The organism is Streptomyces sp. NPDC024632, assembly GCF_055559175.1.
In genome coordinates, this window is sequence record NZ_JBVHLD010000008.1 from 370,433 (window position 1) to 391,815 (window position 21,383).

Annotated in this window: 20 protein-coding genes and 1 riboswitch; of the genes, 3 read left to right on the plus strand and 17 right to left on the minus strand. The window is 72.5% G+C overall.

Features of this window, described 5'->3' with window-relative positions:
* Positions 1-78: 78 nt before the first annotated feature.
* The 11 genes from ACZ37P_RS19590 to ACZ37P_RS19640 form a co-directional block, all read right to left on the minus strand.
* Entirely contained in the window at positions 79-1,170 is a 1,092-nt protein-coding gene (locus ACZ37P_RS19590; protein WP_355347102.1) for a hemolysin family protein, read from the minus strand.
* A complete protein-coding gene (locus tag ACZ37P_RS19595) occupies positions 1,170-2,501 on the minus strand; it encodes a hemolysin family protein (RefSeq protein WP_391050613.1) in 1,332 nt (443 codons plus the stop codon). Before ACZ37P_RS19595 ends, ACZ37P_RS19590 begins: the two co-directional genes overlap by 1 nt.
* Positions 2,502-2,814: 313 nt before the next feature.
* On the minus strand, positions 2,815-3,312 hold the full coding sequence (locus ACZ37P_RS19600; RefSeq protein WP_355347096.1) for a PH domain-containing protein: 498 nt from the start codon (positions 3,310-3,312) through the stop codon (positions 2,815-2,817).
* A complete protein-coding gene (gene hisG, locus ACZ37P_RS19605) occupies positions 3,309-4,157 on the minus strand; it encodes an ATP phosphoribosyltransferase (protein WP_355347093.1) in 849 nt (282 codons plus the stop codon). The genes ACZ37P_RS19600 and hisG overlap by 4 nt, the downstream gene beginning before the upstream one ends.
* A gap of 130 nt (positions 4,158-4,287) precedes the next feature.
* On the minus strand, positions 4,288-4,560 hold the full coding sequence (locus tag ACZ37P_RS19610) for a phosphoribosyl-ATP diphosphatase (protein WP_188279811.1): 273 nt from the start codon (positions 4,558-4,560) through the stop codon (positions 4,288-4,290).
* A 33-nt stretch (positions 4,561-4,593) separates the two neighbouring features.
* Positions 4,594-5,079: a 6,7-dimethyl-8-ribityllumazine synthase gene (gene ribH, locus ACZ37P_RS19615; RefSeq protein WP_188279812.1), complete on the minus strand. Its 486-nt coding sequence runs from the start codon at positions 5,077-5,079 to the stop codon at positions 4,594-4,596.
* Positions 5,080-5,282: 203 nt separating this feature from the next.
* Positions 5,283-6,575, minus strand: a complete 1,293-nt coding sequence (locus ACZ37P_RS19620) for a bifunctional 3,4-dihydroxy-2-butanone-4-phosphate synthase/GTP cyclohydrolase II (RefSeq protein ID WP_391160747.1) — start codon at positions 6,573-6,575, stop codon at positions 5,283-5,285.
* A complete protein-coding gene (locus ACZ37P_RS19625) occupies positions 6,572-7,264 on the minus strand; it encodes a nicotinamide mononucleotide transporter family protein (protein WP_188279813.1) in 693 nt (230 codons plus the stop codon). The genes ACZ37P_RS19620 and ACZ37P_RS19625 overlap by 4 nt, the downstream gene beginning before the upstream one ends.
* Complete coding sequence (locus ACZ37P_RS19630; RefSeq protein WP_355347085.1) at positions 7,261-7,893, minus strand: riboflavin synthase; 633 nt, start codon at positions 7,891-7,893, stop codon at positions 7,261-7,263. The genes ACZ37P_RS19625 and ACZ37P_RS19630 overlap by 4 nt, the downstream gene beginning before the upstream one ends.
* Position 7,894: 1 nt before the next feature.
* Positions 7,895-9,022 (minus strand): bifunctional diaminohydroxyphosphoribosylaminopyrimidine deaminase/5-amino-6-(5-phosphoribosylamino)uracil reductase RibD, encoded by a 1,128-nt coding sequence (ribD, locus tag ACZ37P_RS19635; protein ID WP_391160749.1) that lies wholly within the window; start codon positions 9,020-9,022, stop codon positions 7,895-7,897.
* A gap of 149 nt (positions 9,023-9,171) precedes the next feature.
* Positions 9,172-9,302, minus strand: a riboswitch (FMN riboswitch).
* Positions 9,303-9,371: 69 nt separating this feature from the next.
* Positions 9,372-10,577, minus strand: a complete 1,206-nt coding sequence (locus ACZ37P_RS19640) for an ROK family transcriptional regulator (RefSeq protein ID WP_355347079.1) — start codon at positions 10,575-10,577, stop codon at positions 9,372-9,374.
* Positions 10,578-10,761: 184 nt separating this feature from the next.
* Between ACZ37P_RS19640 and ACZ37P_RS19645 the strand changes: the two genes are divergently transcribed.
* Entirely contained in the window at positions 10,762-11,991 is a 1,230-nt protein-coding gene (locus tag ACZ37P_RS19645) for an MFS transporter (protein ID WP_467347678.1), read from the plus strand.
* A 378-nt stretch (positions 11,992-12,369) separates the two neighbouring features.
* On the opposite strand, the gene ACZ37P_RS19650 is transcribed toward ACZ37P_RS19645, so the two are convergent.
* Positions 12,370-13,212 (minus strand): helix-turn-helix transcriptional regulator, encoded by an 843-nt coding sequence (locus tag ACZ37P_RS19650; protein WP_355347073.1) that lies wholly within the window; start codon positions 13,210-13,212, stop codon positions 12,370-12,372.
* Positions 13,213-13,365: 153 nt separating this feature from the next.
* Between ACZ37P_RS19650 and ACZ37P_RS19655 the strand changes: the two genes are divergently transcribed.
* Together ACZ37P_RS19655 and ACZ37P_RS19660 are read left to right on the plus strand one after the other, a co-directional pair.
* Positions 13,366-14,229, plus strand: coding sequence for an NAD-dependent epimerase/dehydratase family protein (locus ACZ37P_RS19655; RefSeq protein WP_467347680.1), 864 nt, complete (start codon positions 13,366-13,368; stop codon positions 14,227-14,229).
* A 128-nt stretch (positions 14,230-14,357) separates the two neighbouring features.
* Positions 14,358-15,032: a DUF5995 family protein gene (locus ACZ37P_RS19660; RefSeq protein ID WP_467347682.1), complete on the plus strand. Its 675-nt coding sequence runs from the start codon at positions 14,358-14,360 to the stop codon at positions 15,030-15,032.
* Between the two features lie 16 nt (positions 15,033-15,048).
* On the opposite strand, the gene ACZ37P_RS19665 is transcribed toward ACZ37P_RS19660, so the two are convergent.
* From ACZ37P_RS19665 to ACZ37P_RS19685, 5 genes are all read right to left on the minus strand, one after another.
* On the minus strand, positions 15,049-16,761 hold the full coding sequence (locus ACZ37P_RS19665) for a flavin monoamine oxidase family protein (protein WP_467347684.1): 1,713 nt from the start codon (positions 16,759-16,761) through the stop codon (positions 15,049-15,051).
* Between the two features lie 78 nt (positions 16,762-16,839).
* Entirely contained in the window at positions 16,840-17,640 is an 801-nt protein-coding gene (locus ACZ37P_RS19670; protein WP_467347686.1) for a carbon-nitrogen hydrolase family protein, read from the minus strand.
* A gap of 294 nt (positions 17,641-17,934) precedes the next feature.
* Entirely contained in the window at positions 17,935-18,951 is a 1,017-nt protein-coding gene (locus ACZ37P_RS19675; protein ID WP_355347058.1) for a PRC and DUF2382 domain-containing protein, read from the minus strand.
* Positions 18,952-19,083: 132 nt separating this feature from the next.
* The gene (locus ACZ37P_RS19680; RefSeq protein ID WP_355347055.1) at positions 19,084-19,542 is read right to left on the minus strand and encodes an Lrp/AsnC family transcriptional regulator; all 459 of its coding nucleotides are present in this window, start codon (positions 19,540-19,542) and stop codon (positions 19,084-19,086) included.
* A gap of 133 nt (positions 19,543-19,675) precedes the next feature.
* Entirely contained in the window at positions 19,676-21,115 is a 1,440-nt protein-coding gene (locus ACZ37P_RS19685) for a GuaB1 family IMP dehydrogenase-related protein (protein ID WP_391050593.1), read from the minus strand.
* Between the last annotated feature and the right edge of the window lie 268 nt (positions 21,116-21,383).

Consider the following 21,383-nt stretch of genomic DNA (forward strand, 5'->3'; position numbering starts at 1 on the left):
CGGGCCGCCGGGACGAGATCCGGAAGGGGCGTGCGGACCGCGTCTTCAGCGGCTTCGCACGCCCCTTCCGGGCACTGCCTACCGGACCAGTTCGCCGGAATCCTCCGCGGCGTGCGGGACGGGCACCTCCCGGGCGGGGGAAGGCGCGCGGTGGGCGGGGTCCTTCACCTCGCCGACGAGCATTTCGAGGACGTCCTCCAGCGCGACCAGGCCGAGGACCCGCCCCGAGGCGTCGGCGACGGCGGCCAGGTGCGAGGCGGCGCGCCGCATCGCGGTGAGCGCGTCGTCCAGCGGCAGGTCGGCCCGCAGGGTGGTGATCGGCCGCCAGAGCCGCTGCGGCACGGGCCGGTCGAGGTCGTCCACGTCGAGGACGTCCTTGACGTGGAGGTAGCCGAGGAAGTCCGCGCCCGCGCCCGCGATCGGGAACCGCGAGTACCCGGTGCGCACCGTCAGCTCCTCGACCTGCCGCGGGGTGGCGGCCGGGTCGAGGGTGATCAACTCCGCCGGGGTGAGCAGCACTTCGGTGACCGGGCGGGTGCCCAGCTCCAGCGCGTCCTCCAGGCGTTCCTGCTCGTCGATGTCGAGCAGCCCGGCCTGCCGGGCGTCCTCGACCAGCACGGTCAGCTGCGCGCTGGTGAACACGGAGTCGACCTCGTCCTTGGGCTCCACGCCGAAGGCCCGCAGGATCAGCCGGGAGCAGGTGCCGAGCACCGAGATCACCGGGCGGAACACCCTGGCGAAGCCGACCAGACCCGGGCTCAGCCACAGCGCGGTCTTCTCCGGCGCGGCCATCGCCAGGTTCTTCGGCACCATCTCGCCGATCACCAGGTGCAGGAAGACCACGACGGCCAGTGCCAGGACGTATCCGATCGGGTGCACGAAGTCCTCGGGGACGCGCACCGCCTCGAAGATCGGTTCCAGCAGGTGCGCGACGGTCGGTTCCGCGACCGCGCCGAGGGTCAACGAGCAGACGGTGATGCCGAACTGGGCGGCGGCCATCATCTGCGGGAGGTGTTCGAGGCCGTACAGCACGGTACGGGCCCTGCGCTGTTCGGCGGCGAGCGGTTCGATCTGGCTGCGGCGGACCGAGACCAGGGCGAATTCCGCGCCGACGAAGAAGCCGTTGCCGAGCACCAGCAGGACGGCGAACAGGAGTTGGAGAGCGCTCATCACGAGGTCGCCTCCCCCGCGACGCGATCCGTACGCACGATCCGTACGCGTTCGGCCCGGTGGTGGGTGACCTCGCGGACCAGCAGCCGCCAGCCGGGCAGTTCGGCCTCGTCGCCCGGTTCGGGGATCCGGGTGAGCAGGTCGGCGACGAGGCCGGCGACCGTCTCGTAGGGTCCCTCGGGGGCGAGCAGGCCGATTCTGGCCAGGGTGTCGATCCGGCAGCTTCCGTCGGCGTCCCAGGCGGGACCGTCGGCCTCGGCGGCCGGGACCTGCGCCAGTTCGGGCAGGTCGGCGGCGTCGTGCTCGTCGCGCACCTCGCCGACCAGTTCCTCGACGATGTCCTCCAGCGTGACGACCCCGGCGGTGCCGCCGTACTCGTCGACGACCACGGCGATCGGCTGCTGGCTGCGCAGCAGCTCCAGGAGCTGCTGGCCCGGCAGGGTCTCCGGGACGAGCAGCGGGGCGACCGCGATGGTCCCCGCGGAGACGCGGTCGCGGCGCTCGGCGGGGACGGCGAGGGCGTCCTTGAGGTGGACCATGCCGATGATGTCGTCCAGCCGCTCCCGGTAGACCGGGAAGCGGGACAGGCCGGTGGCCCTGGTCAGATTGAGCACGTCGGCGGCGGTGGCGGTGTCCTCCAGCGCGCTGACCCGGACGCGGGGCGTCATCACGTTCTCCGCGATGAGGTCGCCGAGCGACAGGGTGCGCACGAAGAGGTCGGCGGTGTCCTGCTCCAGCGTCCCGGCGAGCGCCGAGTGCCGGGCCAGGGAGACCAGTTCCGTGGGGGTGCGGGCGGACGCCAGCTCGTCGGCGGGCTCGACGCCGACCAGCCGCACCAGCCGGTTGGCGGCGGTGTTCAGCACCTCGATGACGGGCCGGAAGACCCGCGAGAAGGCGCGCTGCGGTCCGGCCACCACACGGGCGACAGCCAGCGGGCGGGAGACCGCCCAGTTCTTGGGGACGAGTTCGCCGATCACCATCTGGACGGCGGAGGCGACCATCATGCCGACGACGACGGCGACGCCGGGGGCGGCGCCGTCCGGGACCCCGGCCGAGGTCAGCGGGCCGGTCAGCAGGTCGGCGAGTGCGGGTTCCGCCAGCATGCCGACGACCAGCGAGGTGATGGTGATGCCGAGCTGGGTGCCGGAGAGCTGGAAGGAGAGTTTGCGCAGGGCGGCCACGACACTGCGGGCCCGGCGGTCACCGGCCGCGGCGGCGCGTTCGGCCGCGGGGCGCTCCACGGTCACCAGGCCGAATTCGGCGGCGACGAAGAAGCCGTTGGCAAGGATCAGGACGAGGGCTGCCGCGAGCAGCAGCAGTGAGGTGCTCATGAGGCCGCCGCTCCGGATTCCCGGGAGGGAGGGGCGGCGCAGGTACTACCGGACGGTTCGTCCATCGGGGTGTGAGTGTCACTCCTTGGTTGGTCGGGGCCCCGCGGGCGGTGCTCCAGGGGTGCGGGGCAAGCGCGGTGGGCGCCGTTCGTCCCCCAGAGTAGCCATTGGTGCCGCGCCCGCGAAGGACGGCGGGGGCCGGGTTCACGGACGGGTTCGCGGACGGGTTCGCGGAAAGGTCACGGACGGATCGCGGCCCGGTCCGTGGACGGAGCGCCCGCGGACGCGTGGGGCGGCGCGCACCGCCGCGCGCTCAGTGGCCGGCGGACGTCGTGCCCTGCGCCTCGCCCAGCGTCTCCACCAGCGAGCGCAGCAGCCTGGCGTCGTGCAGCGCCTGCTCCTTGGCGATACCGGGCTGGATGCCCATCACGGGCAGCGTCGTGCCGTCGGCGAGGTCGAGATGGACCCAGGCGTCGCCCGGCCGCAGATTGACCCGCACCACCTCGGCCCACGCCAGCCGCCGCTTCACCGTGAGATTCACCACGGTCACGCCGTCGGCCGTCACGGTCACCTTGGGGCGGCTGAGCAGCGCGAGCACCGCGGCGATCAGCACGCCCATCATGATCACGGTGATCCGGTCGCCGGTGCTCCAGGGCCCGGCGCCGTCGTGCGGCATCATCAGCGCGACGACGGTGAGCGCCACCACCAGCGCTGCGCCCAGGGACAGCAGCACCACGCGGGTGACGACGGGGCGGAAGGTACGCGGCAGCCCGTCGAGCGCCGCCCGCGTACGGTCCTCGGCGCCGGTCACAGCCGCGCGGCGTGGATGCCGGTGGTCAGGATCGCGCGGGCGCCCAGGTCGTACAGCTCGTCCATGATCCGCTGGGCGTCGCTGGTCGGGACCATGGCGCGGACCGCGACCCAGCCCTCGTGGTGCAGCGGGGAGACGGTCGGCGACTCCAGGCCCGGGGTGAGGGCGACGGCCTTCTCGACCTGCTCGACGCGGATGTCGTAGTCCATCATCACGTAGCGCCTGGCGACCAGGACGCCCTGGAGGCGGCGCAGGAACTGCCGGACCTTGGGCTCGTCCGGGTCGGCCCCGGTGCGCCGGATCACCACGGCCTCGGACTCCATGATGGGTTCGCCGAAGGCTTCGAGCCCGGCGTTCCGCAGCGAGGTGCCGGTCTCCACCACGTCGGCGATGGCGTGCGCGACACCGAGCTGGATGGCGGTCTCGACGGCGCCGTCGAGGTGGACGACGGACGCCTCGATGCCGTTGTCCGCGAGGTGCTTCTCGACGACGACCTCGTACGAGGTCGCCACCGTCTTGCCGTTGAGGTCCTGGACGGTGTCGGCGGTGCCGGGCTCGGCGGCGTAGCGGAAGGTGGAGCGGGCGAAGCCGAGCTGGAGGATCTCCTCGGCGACCGCGCCGGAGTCCAGCAGCAGGTCCCGGCCGGTGATGCCGATGTCGAGGCGGCCGGTGCTGACGTAGATCGCGATGTCGCGCGGGCGCAGGTAGAAGAACTCCACCTCGTTGTCCCGGTCGACCAGCACGAGCTCCTTGGACTCCTTGCGCTGCCGGTAACCGGCCTCATGGAGCATGGCCGCCGCGGGTCCGGACAATGAGCCCTTGTTGGGGACGGCGATGCGCAGCATGAGGACGGTTTCCTTCTCTGAAGAGAGTCTCGGCTCGTGGGCAGGGCTGTGGAGCGGTACGGGTGGCAGCGGTACGGGTGGCAGGGGTGGTGGCCGGCTGTCTCTGAGCGCGTACGGGTCGCGTACGCGCTCAGAGATGGGCGTAGACGTCGTCGAGGGAGATACCCCGGGCGACCATCATCACCTGAACGTGGTACAGCAGTTGGGAGATTTCCTCGGCGGTGGCGTCGGCGCCCTCGTACTCGGCGGCCATCCACACCTCGGCGGCCTCTTCGACCACCTTCTTGCCGATCGCGTGCACGCCCTTGCCCACCAGCTCGGCGGTGCGGGACGTGCTGGGGTCGCCGGTGGCGGCCTTGTGCCGCAACTCGGTGAAGAGCTGCTCGAATGTCTTGTTGGCCATGGTGGCCCTAGCCTACGGGGAACCGCCGCCTGCTCAGCGCCAGGGTTCGGAGACCGAGCGCAGGATGGTGGCCGTGGCGACGGCCGCGGTGACCGCTTCGTGCCCCTTGTCCTCATTCGAGCCCGGCAGTCCGGCGCGGTCGAGCGCCTGCTCCTCGGTGTCGCAGGTGAGGACGCCGAAGCCGACGGGCACGCCGCTGTCCACGGCGACCTGGGTCAGCCCGGCGGTGACGCCGTGGGAGACGTACTCGAAGTGCGGGGTGCCGCCGCGGATGATGACGCCGAGCGCCACGATCGCGTCGTAGCCGCGGCCGGCCAGCACCTTGGCGACCACGGGCAGTTCGAAGCTGCCGGGCACGCGCAGCAGCGTCGGCTCGTCGATGCCGAGGTCGTGCAGGGCGCGCATCGCCCCGTCGACCAGGCCGTCCATCACCTGGGTGTGCCACTGCGCCGCGATCACGGCCACACGCAGGTCGCCGCAGTTCTTCACGGTCAGCTCGGGGGCGCCCTTACCGCTCACTTCTCTCCTCGGTGCTCGATGTGCTGTCGTGCCGGTTGTATCAAGCTGATCGCCCGTATCAAGGCCATCAGGTGTCTCATGGCAATCGTCCGTATCAGGACGTGGTCAGGATGTGGTCAGGACATGCTCAGGACGTGCTCGGAACGTCGTCGGGACGCGCTCGGGACGCGCTTCGGACGCGCGGTCCCGCCGGCCCGGCCGGGCTACTGGTTGGCGCAGGTGGTGCTCTGGCCCGCGTCGAGCCACGGCAGGTCGTGACCCATCCGGTCCCGCTTGGTACGCAGATAGCGCAGATTGTGCTCCCCGGCGGCGACCGGCATGGGTTCCCTGCCGAGGACGTCGAGGCCGTGCCGGACCAACGCGCCGGTCTTGGCCGGGTTGTTGGTCATCAGCCGCAGCGAGCCGACCCCGAGGTCGGTGAGGATCTGCGCGGCGGCGCCGTAGTCGCGGGCGTCGGCGGGCAGGCCGAGTTCGAGGTTGGCGTCCAGGGTGTCCCGGCCGCGCTCCTGGAGTTCGTACGCGCGCAGCTTGGACATCAGGCCGATGCCCCGGCCCTCGTGGCCGCGCAGGTACAGCACCACGCCCCGGCCCTCCTCGGCGACCTTGCGCAGCGCGGTCTGGAGCTGTGGGCCGCAGTCGCAGCGCTGCGAGCCGAAGACGTCACCGGTCAGGCACTCGGAGTGCACCCGGACCAGGACGTCGGTGCCGTCGCCGATGTCGCCCGCGACCAGCGCGATGTGCTCGACGCCGTCGGTGGTGGAGCGGTAGCCGAAGGCACGGAAGTCGCCGAAGGCGGTGGGCAGCGTGGTCTCGGCCTCGCGGCGGACGGTGGGCTCCGACGAGCGGCGGTACGCGATCAGGTCCTCGATGGAGATGATCGACAGACCGTGCTTGCGGGCGAAGGGCACCAGTTCGGGCAGCCGGGCCATCGTGCCGTCCTCGCGGGCGATCTCCACGATGGCGGCGGCCGGGTGCAGTCCGGCGAGCCGGGCCAGGTCCACGCCCGCCTCGGTGTGGCCGTTGCGGACCAGGACGCCGCCGGGCCTGGCGCGCAGCGGGAAGACGTGTCCCGGCCGGACGAAGTCGGTGGCCCGCGAGGCGGGGTCGGCCAGCAGCCGTATCGTGGCGGCCCGGTCGGCGGCCGAGATGCCGGTGGTGACGCCGTGCTCGGCGCTCGCGTCGACCGTGACGGTGAAGGCGGTGCGCATCGACTCGGTGTTGGCGTCGACCATCTGCGGCAGGTCGAGCCGGTCGAGGTCGGGGGCCTCCAGCGGTACGCAGATCAGCCCGCGGCACTCGGTCATCATGAAGGCGACGATCTCGGGCGTGACCTTCTGCGCGGCCACGACGAGGTCGCCCTCGTTCTCCCGGTCCTCGTCGTCCACCACCACGACCGGGCGGCCCGCGGCGATGTCGGCGATGGCCTGTTCGACCGGGTCGAGCACCAGGTCACCGTCCTCGTACCAGTCGTTGTGCAGTGCGGTCACGGCGTTCATGCCGTCACTCCCTCCGGAACGGTGTTCTGCGAGGTGGAGTCGGAAGCGGCTGCGTCGGAAGCGGTGGTGGCCGCGGCGGCCCTGGTCTGCTGCCACCAGGCGTACATCCCGACGATCACCAGGAAGAAGTAGATGATGTAGACCAGGCCCGAGAACGGCAGCCCGCTGTGGAAGTTGAGCGGTACGCCGACGGCGTCGACCGCCAGCCAGGCGAACCAGAACTCGACCCAGCCGCGCGCCTGGGCGACCATCGCCGCCAGCGTCCCGACGAAGATGTACGCGTCGGGCCACGGGTTCCAGGACAGCGACGGGTAGGCGAGGAAGAGCGAGGCGACGGCCACGGTGCCGAGCCCGGTGGCGACGACGAGCACCGCGCGCTCGCGCCAGGTGGCGAAGCGGACCGCGAGCCGTCCGCTGCCGTCCCGGCCGCGCCGCCACTGGTACCAGCCCCACACGGCGACGGTGATCACCACGAACTGCTTGCCGACGCCGCCGCCGAGGTGCGCGGCCCAGAAGGCGGCCACCAGCACGGCACCGGAGAGCAGTTGGACCGGCCAGGTGAGCATCGCGCGCCGCCAGCCCAGCGCCAGCGCGCCGAGACCGAGCAGATTGCCGATCATGTCCGACCACATCACGTGCTGGTCGAAGGCGGTGAACGCCTCGCTGTTCAGCCAGTGCAGGGCGCTCACTTCACGGCCTCCGGTTCCGGATCCTGCCCGGTGACGGCCGCGCGCTCGCCCAGCATCCGCTCGACGTACTTGGCGATGACGTCCACTTCGAGGTTGACCGGGTCGCCGGGCTGCTTGAGGCCGAGCGTGGTCAGCGCGAGGGTGGTCGGGATGAGGCTGACGGTGAAGAAGTCGGCGCCCGCCTCCACCACGGTCAGGCTGATGCCGTCGACGGTGATGGAGCCCTTCTCGACCACATAGCGGGACAGGTCGTCGGGGAGCGAGATCTTGACGATCTCCCAGTGCTCGGCGGGCTTGCGCTCGACGACCTCGCCGGTGCCGTCCACATGGCCCTGGACGAGGTGGCCGCCGAGCCGCCCGCCCAGTGCCATCGGGCGCTCCAGGTTGACCCGCGAGCCGGGGCCGAGCGCGCCGAGGCTGGAGCGGTTCAGCGTCTCGGCCATCACGTCGGCGGTGAAGTCGTCCTCGCCGAAGTCGACCACGGTCAGGCAGACGCCGTTGACGGCGATGGAGTCGCCGTGTTTGGCGCCTTCGGTCACGACGGGTCCGCGGACCCGGAAGCGGCTGGCGTCGCCCAGGTCCTCGACGCCGGTGATCTCACCCAGTTCTTCGACGATTCCGGTGAACACTTCAGCGCTCCTGAGGAGAGTGGGAGGAGTGGGACACGGCCGGTACGGCCGTGACGCGCACGTCGGGCCCGAGGCGGGCGACATCGGTCACGTCGAGCCGCAACGTCTGCGCGATGGTGGTGATTCCTGCGTCGCCGAGCGCGTTGGGCCCGGCGCCGAGCAGCGCGGGCGCCAGGTACGCGGTGACCGCGTCGACGGCTCCGGCGGCGACGAACGCCCCGGCCAGCGTCGGCCCGCCCTCCAGCAGTACCGAGCGCACCCCGCGCGTGTGCAGTGCGGCCAGGAGCGCGGCCACGTCGACGCCGCCGCCCTCCGTACCGTCCTCGGTCCTGGCGTACGGCAGGCGTACGGTGTCGACGCCCGGCAGGTGGGAGGTGTCGGCGTCCTCGCCGACGGCGATGAGCGTCGGCGCCGCGTCGTCCAGCACGCGGGCGTCAGCGGTGGTACGGGCCCGGGTGTCGACCACGACGCGCAGCGGCTGGGTCACCCCGTCGATACCGCGTACGGCCAGATGGGGGTCGTCGGCCCGCAGGGTGCCGGAGCCGACCACGACGGCGTCGGACTCCGCGCGCAGCCGGTGCACGTCGGCGCGGGACTCGGCGGAGCTGATCCAGCGGCTCGAACCGTCGGCCGCGGCGATCCGGCCGTCGAGGGTGGCGGCGTACTTCCAGCGCACGTACGGGCGGCCGAGGCGGACCGAGGTGAGCCAGGCGACGTTGACCGCCTCCGCCTCGTCCCGCAGGAGTCCGCTCTCGACCTCGACGCCCGCCGCGCGCAGGGTGGCGGCGCCACCGGAGGCCGACGGGTTGGGGTCGGCGACCGCGTAGACCACGCGGACGATCCCGGCCTCGATGAGCGCCTGGGCGCAGGGGCCGGTACGGCCGGTGTGGTTACAGGGTTCGAGCGTCACCAGGGCGGTGCCGCCCCTGGCCCGCTCACCGGCCGCGAACAGCGCGTGCACTTCCGCGTGCGGGCCGCCGGCCCGCTGGTGCCAGCCCTCGCCGACCCGGGCGCCCTCGGCGTCGAGGATCACGCAGCCGACGACCGGGTTGGGGGCGGTGTCTCCGAGCGCGCGGGCCGACAGCGCGACAGCGCGTCGCATCGCGTCGGTTTCCGTGGCGGTGGCCACCGGGTCCTCCTGCCTCTTCGGGCACGGACTCCGGGGCGTTGGGATGCTGAGCGGGGAAACCGAACCATCGCGTACGCCGGTGACGGCCGCGGACCGCTCGCGCTGTGCGCGCGGGGCCGCTGACGGCGGCGTACCCGAGTGAACGCCCGCCGCGCACTGCCTCCCATCCGGACTTTCACCGTCGGTCCAGGAATTTCACCTGGTCAACCGGCCGCTGGCTGCGGACGGGTCGCGGACTGTAACCGCCGGTTCGGAATTACACCGACCCCGGAGTGCGCAAACGTCACTGGTACGGCACCAGTGTGCCACGCACACCCCCGCGGCCTCCAGGGCGTCCGTGTGCCCTGCCTCACACCGCGGGGGCGAACAGCTCCTCCTGGGCCGCGTCGGTGGCGGTGACCACGGCCCCGCGCAGGACGGCGCCGCCGTGCACGGCGCTGGCCCGTACGACAGTCGGCAGCGGCGAGATGCGTCCGAGGCACTCGGCGACGCGTTCGGCCAGGGCGGCCCCTCCGGCCTGGGCGACCTCACCGGCGAGGACGACCCGTCCGGGGTCGAGCACGGCGCAGATGGCGGCGGCCCCGACGGCGATCCGCGTGGACAGCTCGGCGAGGAAGCCTTCGGTGGCGGCGCCTCCGGCGAGCGCGGCGGTGACGGCCGCCGCGGCCCCCTCGGCCTCGTCGGCGCCCCCGACGGGGATTCCGTGCTCGCGGGCGAGGGCGCAGACGGCGCGGCTGCCGACCAGCCCGTGGTAGCCGTTGTCGCAGTCGGTGGCGGTCGGCAGTTCGGGGGTGCCGAGCAGCGGGAGGAAGCCGACCTCGCCGGCTCCGCCCGACGCGCCGCGGCGCAGTTTGCCGTCGAGGACGACGGCGGCGCCGACTCCCCCGCCGATCCAGAGCAGGACGAAGGTGTCGTCGTTCCGCGCGGCGCCCACGCGCTGTTCCGCGACGGCGGCGAGGTTGACCTCGTTCTCCAGCAGCACGGGCACGCCGAGCCGGGAGCGGATCTCGTCGACCAGGTCCGCGTGCCAGGAGCGCAGCGCGTTGGCGGCGCGCAGCCGTCCGGTCTCCGGGTCGACGAGGCCGGGCGCGCCGCAGGCGACGGTGTGGAGTTCGGTGGCGCCCGCGGTGCGGATGGCGCGGCGCAGCAGGGCCACGCCCTCGGCCACGGTCCCGGCCGGGTCGGCCCCGTCCGGGACGTGCAGGTCGGCGCGGGCGACGGTGCGGCCGAGGAGGTCGGCGATCTCCACGCCGATGCTCTCGACGCGGATGTCGAGTCCGGCGACGTACGCCCGGTCGGCGACGATGCCGTACACCCGCGCGTTGGGCCCGCGTCTGTCCTCGCCCGCCTCGCCGACCACCTCGATCAGTCCGGAGTCCTGGAGCCGCTCGACGAGGTCGGCGACGCTCGGCCGGGACATTCCGGTGAGTTCCTTCAACTGCCCCGCGGTGAGCGGGCCTTCCTGCTGGAGGAGGCGCAGGGCGAGGCGGTCGTTGATGGCGCGGGCGGTGCGCGGTGACGCGTTGCGGCCCGGAAGCGCGCGGGTGACGGTCATGCGGGGATCCTTCCAGACCGGGGCGGTGGGCCCGTACGCCGTACGGCTTCCCGGAGCGGGTGCCCGACGGGAGCGCGGACTGATCGAGCCCGTGAACCCGTTGAGCCGTCGGCCCGGCAACCCGGTCTCGTGGCAGCCGATGACCCCTTAACTTTCAGGGAGCCTTCCTGATAGTTTACGCCGCATGAAAACCGCCGCCGCCGACGACAAGACGGCTCCGTCCCGGATCCGCCGGGCCCATATGGCCATCGCCATCGCGTTCGCCGTCCACGGCGCGGCGAGCGGCACCTTCGCCACCCGTATCCCGTGGATCAAGGACCATCTGTCCCTGAGCCCCGGCGCTCTCGGTCTGGCGCTGGCCTGTCCCGCGATCGGCTCGTCGCTGATGATGCCGCTGGCGGGGCGGCTGATGCACCGCCTCGGCTCCCGTACCGCGCTGCGCGTCCTGCTCGGGATGTGGACGGCCGTACTGGCGCTGCCCGCGGTCATGCCGGGCCTGCCGTGGCTGTGCCTGGCACTGCTCGCCTTCGGGGCCAGCGCGGGCATGGCGGATGTCGTCATGAACGCGATCGGCATCGAGGTGGAGCACCGCAAGGGCAAGTCGATCATGTCGGGGCTGCACGGCATGTGGAGCGTCGGCACGCTGGTGGGCGCGGCGATCGGCGTGCCCGCGGCGCACGCGGGGCTCGACGGCAGGATCCATCTGGGCGCGATGGCCGCGGCGCTGCTGGTGACGAGTTACCTGATCTGCGCCGGGGCGCCCGACATCCGGCCGGACGCGGACCAGGCCGCGCCGCCGCGCTTCGCCCTGCCGCCGCGCACGGCGCTCGTGATCGGCGCGATCGGCTTCTGCGGGGTGTTCGCGGAGGGCGGCAGCTCCGACTGGTGCGCGGTCTACCTGCGCGATGTCGCCGGGGCCTCACCCGGCATCGCGGCGGTCGCGTACACCGCGTTCTCCTGCACGATGGCGGTCACCCGGCTCTTCGGCGACTTCGCGGTACGGCGGCTGGGCGCGGTACGGACGCTGCGGTCGGGCGGGGTGCTCGCCACCCTCGGCGGTCTGCTGGTGGTGCTCTCGCACTCGCCGCTGCCCGCCATCGCGGGCTTCGCGCTGCTCGGCATCGGGATATCCGTGGTCGTGCCGCTGTGCTTCGCCGCCGCCGGGCGCAGCGGCCCCAATCCGAGCCAGGCCATCGCGGGCGTCGCCACCGTCACGTACACCTCGGGCCTGGTCGCCCCGGCCGCGATCGGCGGTATCGCCGGGGCCACCTCGCTGACGGTCTCCTTCACGCTGGTCACCGTCCTCACCCTCGGCCTGGTGGTGGGCGCGGGCGTCGTCCGCCCGGCCGCGGGCAAAACGGTCACCGGCTCCTCCCCCGCGCCCGCGCCGGGGGTCGCCGCCGCGGCCGACTGATCCGGTAAGGGGACGGCCGGGCGAGGCCGTACGGTCCCGCTCGGCCCTCCCCTTACGGCGAACACGTCGACGGGGCACTCGGCACGCGGGGCGGCGGCACGGTCCGGAAGATCCGGGAAACCCCTGGGAATCCCGGGGAATCGAAGGTCCGGCGGGCACGCACGGGGGATTCGTGCCCGCCGGACCGTGTCTTCACGTTAGCGGCCCTTCACTCACTGTTGGGCATACCCGGGGGCAAATCATGCCGCGGGAATACGCCATGGCACAGGCGCGCCTCCATACCCCTTACGTAGGCGCCATCGCCCGTACGTACGAAGGGAGTTGGGCCGTGACAGTCACATTCCGCGGCGCGCCGGGGACGACGGTCCGGGGACCGTTTCAGCCGACGGCCAGGTCCTGGAGGCCGACCACCTTGAGCAGCCGCAGCCGCTCGTACGCGGCGCTGCCGGGGCGCGCGGTGTAGACGATCAGCCGCTGGTCGTGCTCGGGGCTGAGCAGCACCTCGCAGTCCAACTCCAGCTCCCCGACGACCGGATGGCGGAAGCGCTTGGTGTCCGAGCGGCGCACCGCGACCTCGTGGTCGTCCCACATCCGGGCGAACTGCGGGCTCTGCGCCCGCAGTTCGGCGACGAGCGCGGCCGGGCGCGGGTCGTCGGGGCGGGCCGCGAGCACGGCGCGCAGATTCGCCACATGGTGACGGGCCAGCGTCTCGTGGTCCTCCTCGGGGAACAGCGCGCGGGCGGAGGGGTCGGTGAACATCCGCCGTACGACATTGCGCAGCGCGGGCGGCCGCGCCGACACGTCGCCGAGCAGGGCCGCGGCCATCGCGTTCTGCGCGAGGACGTCGCCGAAGTCGCTCACCACCTGCGCGGGCGTGTCGTGCAGCCGGTCGAGGACCAGCAGCAGCCCCGGCCTGACGTGCCCGCTGCCGCCCGCCTCGCGCGGCGGCTCCTCCCCCGACAGGTGGAACAGGTGGTCCCGCTCGTCCGCGGTCAGCCGCAGCGCGCGGGCCAGTGCGGTGAGCATCTGGCGCGAGGGGCGCGGGCCGCGGGACTGTTCGAGCCGCGTGTAGTAATCCGCCGACATCCCGGCGAGCTGGGCGACCTCCTCGCGGCGCAGCCCCGGCGTGCGGCGCCTGACCCCCTCGGCCAGGCCCACGTCGGCGGGGGCGAGGCGGGTGCGGCAGCGGCGCAGGAAGTCGGCGAGCTCGGGTCGGTTCACCCTTCCAGCATGCGTCCGCGCGGCGCGGCTATCCAGGGAGTGCCACTCCCCGGATAGAGAGGTCTCTGCCGCCCGCGCTCCGGGCCGCGCAGGGTGGGAGACAGCGGCGGAACACCGGGTCCCGCCGCAGGTCCGCACCACGAGGAGCACCCCATGAAGATCCTGGTCACCGGCGCGACGGGACAGGTCGGACGCCGGTTCGTACCCCGCCTGCTGCAACGGGCGGGGACCGCCGACACCGTACGCGTCCTGGTACGCGACGAGGCGCGCGCGGAGCCCTTCACCCGGCTCGGCGCGGAGGCGGTGGTCGGCGAGCTGCGTGACGCCGACGACGTCCGCGAGGCCGTGTCGGGCGCCGACGCCGTGCTCAACATCGCCGCCGCCTTCCGCGGTGTCCCCGACGAAGAGGCGTGGGCCGTCAACCGCGACGCCGCGCTCGGCCTCGGCCGCGCCGCCGCCGACGCGGGCGTGGGCCGTTTCGTGCAGGTCAGCACCACCTTGGTGTACGGCGCGGGCCGCGGCCGACCGGCCGTCGAGGACGACGAGACGCTGCCCGGCGCCTCCCTGTGGGGCGCCTATCCCGCCGCCAAGCGCGAGGCCGAGGTCGGGCTGCTCGCCCTCGGCCGCAACAGCGGGGTCGACGTGCGCGTCGGGCGGCTCTCCTTCGTCTACGGCGAGGGCGATCCGCACCTGCCGCAGGCGCTGCGGTGGGCCCGGGACTGGCCCGCCCACCGCCGGATGTCCATGGTCCACCACGCCGATGTCGCCCAGGGCCTCCTGCGCGTCCTGTACGCCCCCGGTGTGGCCGGGCGGATCTACAACATCACCGACGACGCGCCGGTCACCGCCCTCGACATCCACTGGATCAACGGCGTCGAGGTGCCTGCCGGTATGGCCGACCGCCCCCTCGCCGACCCCTGGGAGGGCATCTCCTCCCCCCTCCGCATCCACCACGAGCTGGGCTTCCGCCCCCTCCACCCCACCGTCTGGTCCGCCGCCGCGGCGGGCGCCCTCTAAACGGCGCGTCCGGCGCCGCACCCGCACAGGCGCGCCAGCCGGCGAACTCTGATCCGCACGGGTGGTGCGGGCGGTGAAACCGGTCGCGCCGCGGGCGCGGGGGTGGAGCGGGCCGGGAGGGTGGGGGGATGCGGACGACGGACGAGGATGTCGCCTCGGTGGTGGGGCGGATGCGGCGGGTGGGGGGCCGCCGCGACGGACTGGGCGTGTTCAACGCCGTGTACGTGGAGGTGACACGCGCGGTGGGGCGGCAGTTGGCCGCGAACGGTTTCGAGGACGCCGAGACGGCGGCCCGGTTGGCGGTGCGGTTCGCGAACCGCTACCTCAAGGCCGTCGAGGACGACGCCGGGGGAAGGCAAGCGCCGGCGTCCTGGCGGCCCCTGCTCCGTATGCGCGCCCACCGCGACATCCACCCGCTCCAGTTCGCGCTGGCGGGCGTCAACGCCCATGTCGGCCACGACCTTCCCCTGGCGGTGGTCGACACCTGCCGCGCCACCGGCTGTGAACCCCCCGCCCTGGCCGCCGACTTCGACCGTGTCGGCGAGATCCTGACCGCCGTCGAGGAGCGCGTGCGCGAAGAGCTGATGCCCGGCCCCGACCTGCTCGAACTCGCCGATCCGCTGACCCACGTCGTGGGTTCGTGGAGCCTGGACCGGGCGCGGGACGCGGCCTGGGCGGCGGCCCGGCTGCTGTGGGCGCTGCGCGGCCGGCCGGACGCGTACGAGGAGTGCGTGCGCCGCCTGGACGCGGGCGTCGGCCTGATCGGCCGCTGCCTGCTCACGCCGGTGGGCCGTCGCAGCTGACGTACGGGCCCCGTGCTCAGTCCTCCGGCAGCAGCACCGGCGCGATCTCGTCGTAGCGGTCGCCGGGACCGGGATTCAGCGGGTCGGTCGCGCCGCCGAGGTGCCGCATGACACCCCACACCGCGTTGAGCGCGGTCTGCACGGCGCCCTCGGCCCAGCCCGCGGTCCAGGAGATGTCGTCGCCCGCGAGGAAGATGCCGCGCTTGTCGGCGGGCAGCCGGTCCTGCATGAAGTGGGTGAACAGCCGCCGCTGGTACCGGTAGTGGCCGGGCAGGTTGGCCTTGAACGCGCCCATGAAGTACGGCTCGTTCTCCCAGGAGACCGTCACCGGATTGCCGATGATGTGCCTCCTGATGTCGACGCCCGGGTAGATCTCGCCGAGCGACTTCAGCATGACCTCCATGCGCTCGTGGGCGCTGAGCGGCAGCCACTTGAGGCTGTCGTCGCACCAGGTGTACGACAGGCAGATCGCGGCGGGCCGGTCGGGTCCGTCGTCCAGCAGGTACGTGCCGCGGGTCATCCGGTCGGTGAGCGTCATCGACATCAGGTCGCGGCCGGTCCGCGGGTCCTTGTCCAGCCAGAACGGCCGGTCCACCGGCACGAAGAGCTTGCTGGACTCCATGTAGTGGGTGCGCTCCATCGCCGTCCAGTGGTCGATCGGGAAGAGCGAGTCGTCGCAGGCGATCTTGGACAGCAGCAGCCAGCTCTGCGCGGTGAAGACGGCGGCGCGGTACGTACGGATGTCCCCCGACGCGTCGGTGACAGTGATCCGGTTGCCCGCGGTGCGGTGCAGCCCGGTCACGGCCGGGCGCGGCCGGCCGTCGCGGGCGGCGTGCAGCGAGCGCAGCGAGGTGCCCTTCGGCCAGTGCACGGTCTTGTCGGGCTCGCGTTCCCACAGTCGCAGCGGGAGCTGCTGCGAGCCGCCGACGATCCCGCGGTGGTCGTCGTCCGCGCCGCTGTAGACGACCCGCAGGATCTCCAGGATCGAGTTGGGGAAGTCGGTGTCCCAGCCGCCGGTGCCGAAGCCGACCTGCCCGAAGATCTCCCGGTGCCGGAAGGACGCGAAGGCCGGGGAGTCGCACAGGAAGCCGTAGAAGGTCTGGTTGTCCAGCTTCTCGACCAGCGCCGACCAGATCTCCCGGATCACGGGGATGTCCCGCTCGCGCAGGGCCCGTTGCATCGCGGAGAAGTCGGCGCCGTCCTCCAGGCACGCGTTCCAGGCGTGCATCACCTGGTGGTAGACCTCGGGCAGGTCGTCCACCGAGGTGGCGTAGTGCGACTCGCCCTTGAGGTCCACGACGGTCGAAGGCGTGCCGGGCGCCAGCGGGTTGGGGAACGGCTTGGTCTCCAGGCCCACCAGGTCCACGTAGTGCTGGAAGGCGGTGGACGAGGGCGGGAAGCGCATGGCGCCCAACTCCGCGGTGAGGCCGGGGTCGCAGCCGTCGAATCCGACCGTGCGCAGCCGCCCGCCGATCTGGTCCGCCTCGTAGACGACGGGCTTGAGGCCCATCTTCATCAGTTCGTACGCGGTGACGATGCCGGACAGGCCGCCGCCGATGACCGCGACCTCCGTGCCGTGCTCGGTGGGCGGCACCGCGCCGAGGCCCGCCGGGTGCGCCAGGAAGTCGTCGTAGGCGTAGGGGAAGTCAGGACCGAACATGGTGACGGGCGGCTGCTCCTGGGCTTCGGCGTGCTGCTCGTCGTGGACCGCGGTGGGCACGGACGTCATGGGGCGGCTCTCCTGGCTGAACTGGCGTGCGGGAAAAGGGGGGTTGCGGGCGCTCGCGGGACACTCCGGCGCGCGGGCTCAGCCGAGCGCGCGGTACAACTCCGGGCGGCGGTCGGCCAGATACGGCGTCTCCGCGCGGGCGGCGTCGATCAGCGCCGGGTCCACATCGGCGAAGACCAGTTCCTCGCCGGTCCCGGCCCGCGCGCGCACCGCGCCGTCCGGTCCGACGAGGCAGCTCAGCCCCGCGAAGTGGTAATCGCCCTCGGCCCCGCAGCGGTTGGCGTACGCCAGGTGCAGCTGGCTCTCGTACGCGCGGGCCGGGACGAGGGTGCGCGGCACGAATTCGTACGGCCGCATCAACGCGGTCGGCACGACGAGGAGTTGGGTGCCGCCGAGCGCGTGCGCCCGTACCGCCTCGGGGAATTCCACGTCGTAGCAGATCAGCAGCCCGATCCGTACGCCGTCGACGTCGGCCTGTACGACGGGTGTGTCACCGGCGGTGAAGGCGGACCGCTCGAAGTCCCCGAACAGGTGCGTCTTGCGGTAGTTGGCGAGCGGGGCGCCGTCCGGGCCGATCAGCCGCGCCGCGTTGTGCACGGCCGTACCGTCCCGCTCGGGGTAGCCGTAGACGATGGCGATCCCGTACCGGGCGGCGATCTCCGCCACCCGCCGCGCCGACGGTCCGTCGGCCTCCTCGGCCAGCGCCGCGAGGCGGTCGCCGACCGCGTAGCCGGTCAGCGACAGCTCGGCCGTCACCAGCAGCCGCGCTCCCCCCGCGGCGGCCCGTCGAGCCGCCTCCTCGAACCCGGCGAGCGCCGCGTCCACCGACTCGGGTACGCCGCCCGGCCCCTGATACAGCGCAGCGCGCAACGGTGCCATGGGTCTCTTTCGCCTGTTCAGAGGGGGTGTACGGGACTCCTTCGACAGTACGGTTCCGTGCGCGGCGGCGGCAAGACGCGATCATTGCGGCTGCTGCCGCTGTTCGTTGCGTCTTCTCCGGCACTACCGGCGATTCGTTGCGCCGGGTCGCCGCTGAGGGGCTCGCGCGGCGCGAGCTGAGGGGCTCGCGGGGCGCGTCCTGGGGGCACGGAAGCGGGCCCCCACCCCGGGATTCAGGGGTGGGGGCCCGCTCGCGTGGTGCGGTGAGGCCGTTCGACCGGCCGTCAGGTCGGTTCAGCTACCGAAGCGGCGGTCCTTGCGGCCCTGCTCACCCTCGTAGCCGCTGGTCTCCTCGGTGGTCGCGGGACTCGTGTCGGTCTCGATCCGCTCCTTGCGGACCCGGCCGTGCACGGTCTTCTGCTCGACGTGCTCGTCGACGCGCATGCGGACGCGCTCCTTCGGCACGACCTCGGTCTCGATGATCGCCTTGTCCTCGTGGAGGGTGACGACCTGTTCGGCCTCGCTGATGTCGCCCGTACGGCCCGCGGCGGTCTTCGGGTCGATGGGCTCACGGACGAGGTGGACCTCTTCGTGCCGGATCGGCACCGTCTGCTCGACTTCCTCGACGTCCACGACCTTGTGGAGCCGCGCCTGGCCGATGGTCTCCCGCTCGACCCGGACGTGCATCTCCTCCTCGGAGCGGATCATGGTCTCGCTCTCGGGGTCGAGACCGTCCGCGGCGAGGCGCTGCGGTGCGCCCGAGGCCATGGCGGGCGTGTCCTTGCCGGTGGAGGCGACCGGCGCGCCCGCGCGGGCCGCGGCGGTCTTGTCGGTGCTCGGCGCTCCGGTGTCCGCGGTCCGCGCGTGACGGCCAGCGGCGGTGCCTGCGGCCACTCCGGCGGCACCGGCCGTACCGGCGGCGGCTCCGGCCTTCGCGTCGCCGGTCCCGGCGCCCTGCCCGTTCGCGGCGCGGCCCACGGACCCGCCGGACCTGGCTTCCATGCCGTAGTAGCGGTAGAGGTTCTGCTCCTCCGACGCCGAGAGGTGTCCGCCCGAGTCCACGTCCACATTGGGCGCGCCCTTGACCTGGTCCTTCTCGTACGGAACCTCAAGATGGTCCTCGACCAGGCGGGCGGCACGCGTCGGCACGAATGTCTCGTTGTTGCCGAAGAAACCGGTCTTCACCGCGACCCACTCGACTTCGCCCGTGGCGTCGTCCAGGTACAGGTGGGCGGCTTCGCCGATCTTCTTCCCCTGAGCGTCATGCACCGCATGGCCCATGACCTTGGGAATCTGCTCACGCGTGATCATGTCGCCTCCTTCGTGCTGCCGGGGCCGATCTGGCCTCAGTACCCGTTGTACCCCGATCGGGTGACTTCAGCCACAATTCGCATGATTTGCGACATTACCCAACTTATGCCTCGGCAGGCGCACTCCGCGCTCTCACTCCGGGGCGCCTCCGCCGTAGCGGCGCAGCAGCGGGGAGAGGATCAGCACGGATTTGGTGCGGGTCACGAACGGCTCCCCCGCGATCTTCTCCAGCACCTGCTCGAAGTGCCGTACGTCGGAGGCGAAGACCTGGACCACGGCGTCCGCCTCGCCGGTGACGGTGGAGGCGGACGCGACTTCCGGGTAGCGGGCCAGGCCGCGCCTGATGTCGCCCGGCGAGGTGTTGTGGCGGCAGTACAGCTCCACCAGCGCCTCGGTCTGCCAGCCGAGCGCGGCGGGGTCGACCCGTACGGTGAAACCGGTGATCGCGCCCGCCGCCAGCAGCCGGTCCACCCGGCGTTTGACGGCGGGCGCCGACAGGCCCACTTGGGCGCCGATGTCCGCGTAGGACCGCCGGGCGTCCTCGGCCAGGGCGTGCACGATGCGTTCGTCGAGATCGTTGAGCGGCTTCACAGCTCGCAGGATAGAGACATCTCCGACGACTCGGGACCAAGGCCCCCTGGCGACACCGGGACGGGCACCGGCGAGGGCACCGGTACCGGCGCGGCCACGGGCACCGGCGAAGGCACCGGCGCCCGACCGCGCGTCAGTTCCAGCTCGCGTGCAGCGGCTTGCCCTCCGCGTAGCCCGCCGCGCTCTGGATGCCGACGATCGCCTTCTCCGCGAACTCGTCGAGCGAGGCGGCCCCGGCGTACGTGCAGGAGCTGCGCACCCCGGCGATGACCGAGTCGATCAGGTCCTCGACGCCCGGCCGGGCCGGGTCGAGGAACATCCGCGAGGTGGAGATGCCCTCCTCGAACAGCGCCTTGCGCGCCCGGTCGTACGCCGACTCCTCGCTCGTACGGTTGCGGACCGCGCGCGCCGAGGCCATGCCGAAGGACTCCTTGTACAGCCGCCCGTCGGCGGCCTGCTGGAGGTCGCCCGGCGACTCGTACGTACCGGCGAACCAGGAGCCGATCATCACGTTGGACGCGCCCGCCGCCAGCGCCATGGCGACATCGCGCGGGTGCCGGACGCCTCCGTCGGCCCAGACGTGCTTGCCGTGCTTGCGCGCCTCCGCGGCGCACTCCATGACGGCGGAGAACTGCGGGCGGCCGACGCCGGTCATCATGCGGGTGGTGCACATGGCGCCGGGTCCGACGCCGACCTTGATGATGTCGGCGCCCGCCTCGATCAGGTCGCGGACGCCCTCGGCGGCCACGATGTTGCCCGCCACGATCGGCACCCGCGGGTCGAGCGCGCGCACGGCGCGTACCGCCGCGAGCATCGACTCCTGGTGGCCGTGCGCGGTGTCGACAACCAGGGTGTCCACCCCGGCGTCCAGGAGCTGCTTGGCCTTGCCCGCCACGTCGCCGTTGATGCCCACGGCCGCGGCGATCCGCAGCCGCCCGTTCGCGTCGACGGCGGGCTCGTACAGCGTGGCGCGCAGCGCGGCCTTGCGGGTCAGGATGCCGACGAGCAGGCCCTCGGCGTCCACGGCGGGCGCCAGCTTGCGGTGCGCGTCCTCCAGCCGGTTGAACGCCTCGCGCGGGTCGATGTCCGCGTCGAGCAGCAGCAGGTCCCTGGACATGACCTCGGAGAGCTGCGTGAAGCGGTCCACACCGCTGAGGTCGGACTCGGTGACGACGCCGACCGGCCGCCCGTCCTCGACCACCACGCCCGCGCCGTGCGCCCGCTTGGGCAGCAGGGACAGCGCGTCGGCGACGGTCTGGGAGGGGGCGAGCGTGATCGGGGTGTCCAGCACCAGATGGCGCTGCTTGACGTAGGCCACGACATCGGCGACCACGTCGTGGGGGATGTCCTGCGGGATGACGACGAGGCCGCCGCGCCTGGCCACGGTCTCGGCCATCCGGCGGCCCGCGATGGCCGTCATATTGGCCACGACCAGGGGGATGGTGGTGCCCGTCCCGTCAGGGGACCTGAGGTCCACGCCCTGGCGGGAACCGACCGCGCTGCGGCTCGGCACCATGAAGACGTCGTCGTACGTCAGGTCGTACGGCGGCCGAATATCGTTGAGGAATTTCACGCTGTTGCTCCCACCTGCGGCTTTGCCTTGCAGGCGAGCCGAAGTCAGCACGGAACCAGCACGGTGGCGCTGGTCAGTACCTCGTCCATCACACGCTTCAGCTTGTCGTCCGAGCCCGGGGTCAGGTGACCATAGATGTCCGCGGTTATCTGAATTGTAAAGCGCCCCGACCAGCGGGAGACCTCCAGGAGGGACACCCCGTCGAGGCCGCCGCGCATGGGCCTGCCGGAGGAGGTCCGCGGCGTACCGGAGCGAGCAGGCTGAATCT

What these genes read in the sequence shown, in the direction of transcription:
- ACZ37P_RS19590 (WP_355347102.1), bottom strand. Translation starts at nt 1,170, where the DNA reads ATGAGCGCTCTCCAACTCCTGTTCGCCGTCCTGCTGGTGCTCGGCAAC.
- ACZ37P_RS19595 (WP_391050613.1), bottom strand. Translation starts at nt 2,501, where the DNA reads ATGAGCACCTCACTGCTGCTGCTCGCGGCAGCCCTCGTCCTGATCCTT.
- hisG (WP_355347093.1), bottom strand. Translation starts at nt 4,157, where the DNA reads ATGCTGCGCATCGCCGTCCCCAACAAGGGCTCATTGTCCGGACCCGCG.
- ACZ37P_RS19610 (WP_188279811.1), bottom strand. Translation starts at nt 4,560, where the DNA reads ATGGCCAACAAGACATTCGAGCAGCTCTTCACCGAGTTGCGGCACAAG.
- ACZ37P_RS19620 (WP_391160747.1), bottom strand. Translation starts at nt 6,575, where the DNA reads ATGAACGCCGTGACCGCACTGCACAACGACTGGTACGAGGACGGTGAC.
- ACZ37P_RS19640 (WP_355347079.1), bottom strand. Translation starts at nt 10,577, where the DNA reads ATGACCGTCACCCGCGCGCTTCCGGGCCGCAACGCGTCACCGCGCACC.
- ACZ37P_RS19645 (WP_467347678.1), top strand. Translation starts at nt 10,762, where the DNA reads ATGAAAACCGCCGCCGCCGACGACAAGACGGCTCCGTCCCGGATCCGC.
- ACZ37P_RS19655 (WP_467347680.1), top strand. Translation starts at nt 13,366, where the DNA reads ATGAAGATCCTGGTCACCGGCGCGACGGGACAGGTCGGACGCCGGTTC.
- ACZ37P_RS19660 (WP_467347682.1), top strand. Translation starts at nt 14,358, where the DNA reads ATGCGGACGACGGACGAGGATGTCGCCTCGGTGGTGGGGCGGATGCGG.
- ACZ37P_RS19665 (WP_467347684.1), bottom strand. Translation starts at nt 16,761, where the DNA reads ATGACGTCCGTGCCCACCGCGGTCCACGACGAGCAGCACGCCGAAGCC.
- ACZ37P_RS19670 (WP_467347686.1), bottom strand. Translation starts at nt 17,640, where the DNA reads ATGGCACCGTTGCGCGCTGCGCTGTATCAGGGGCCGGGCGGCGTACCC.
- ACZ37P_RS19675 (WP_355347058.1), bottom strand. Translation starts at nt 18,951, where the DNA reads ATGATCACGCGTGAGCAGATTCCCAAGGTCATGGGCCATGCGGTGCAT.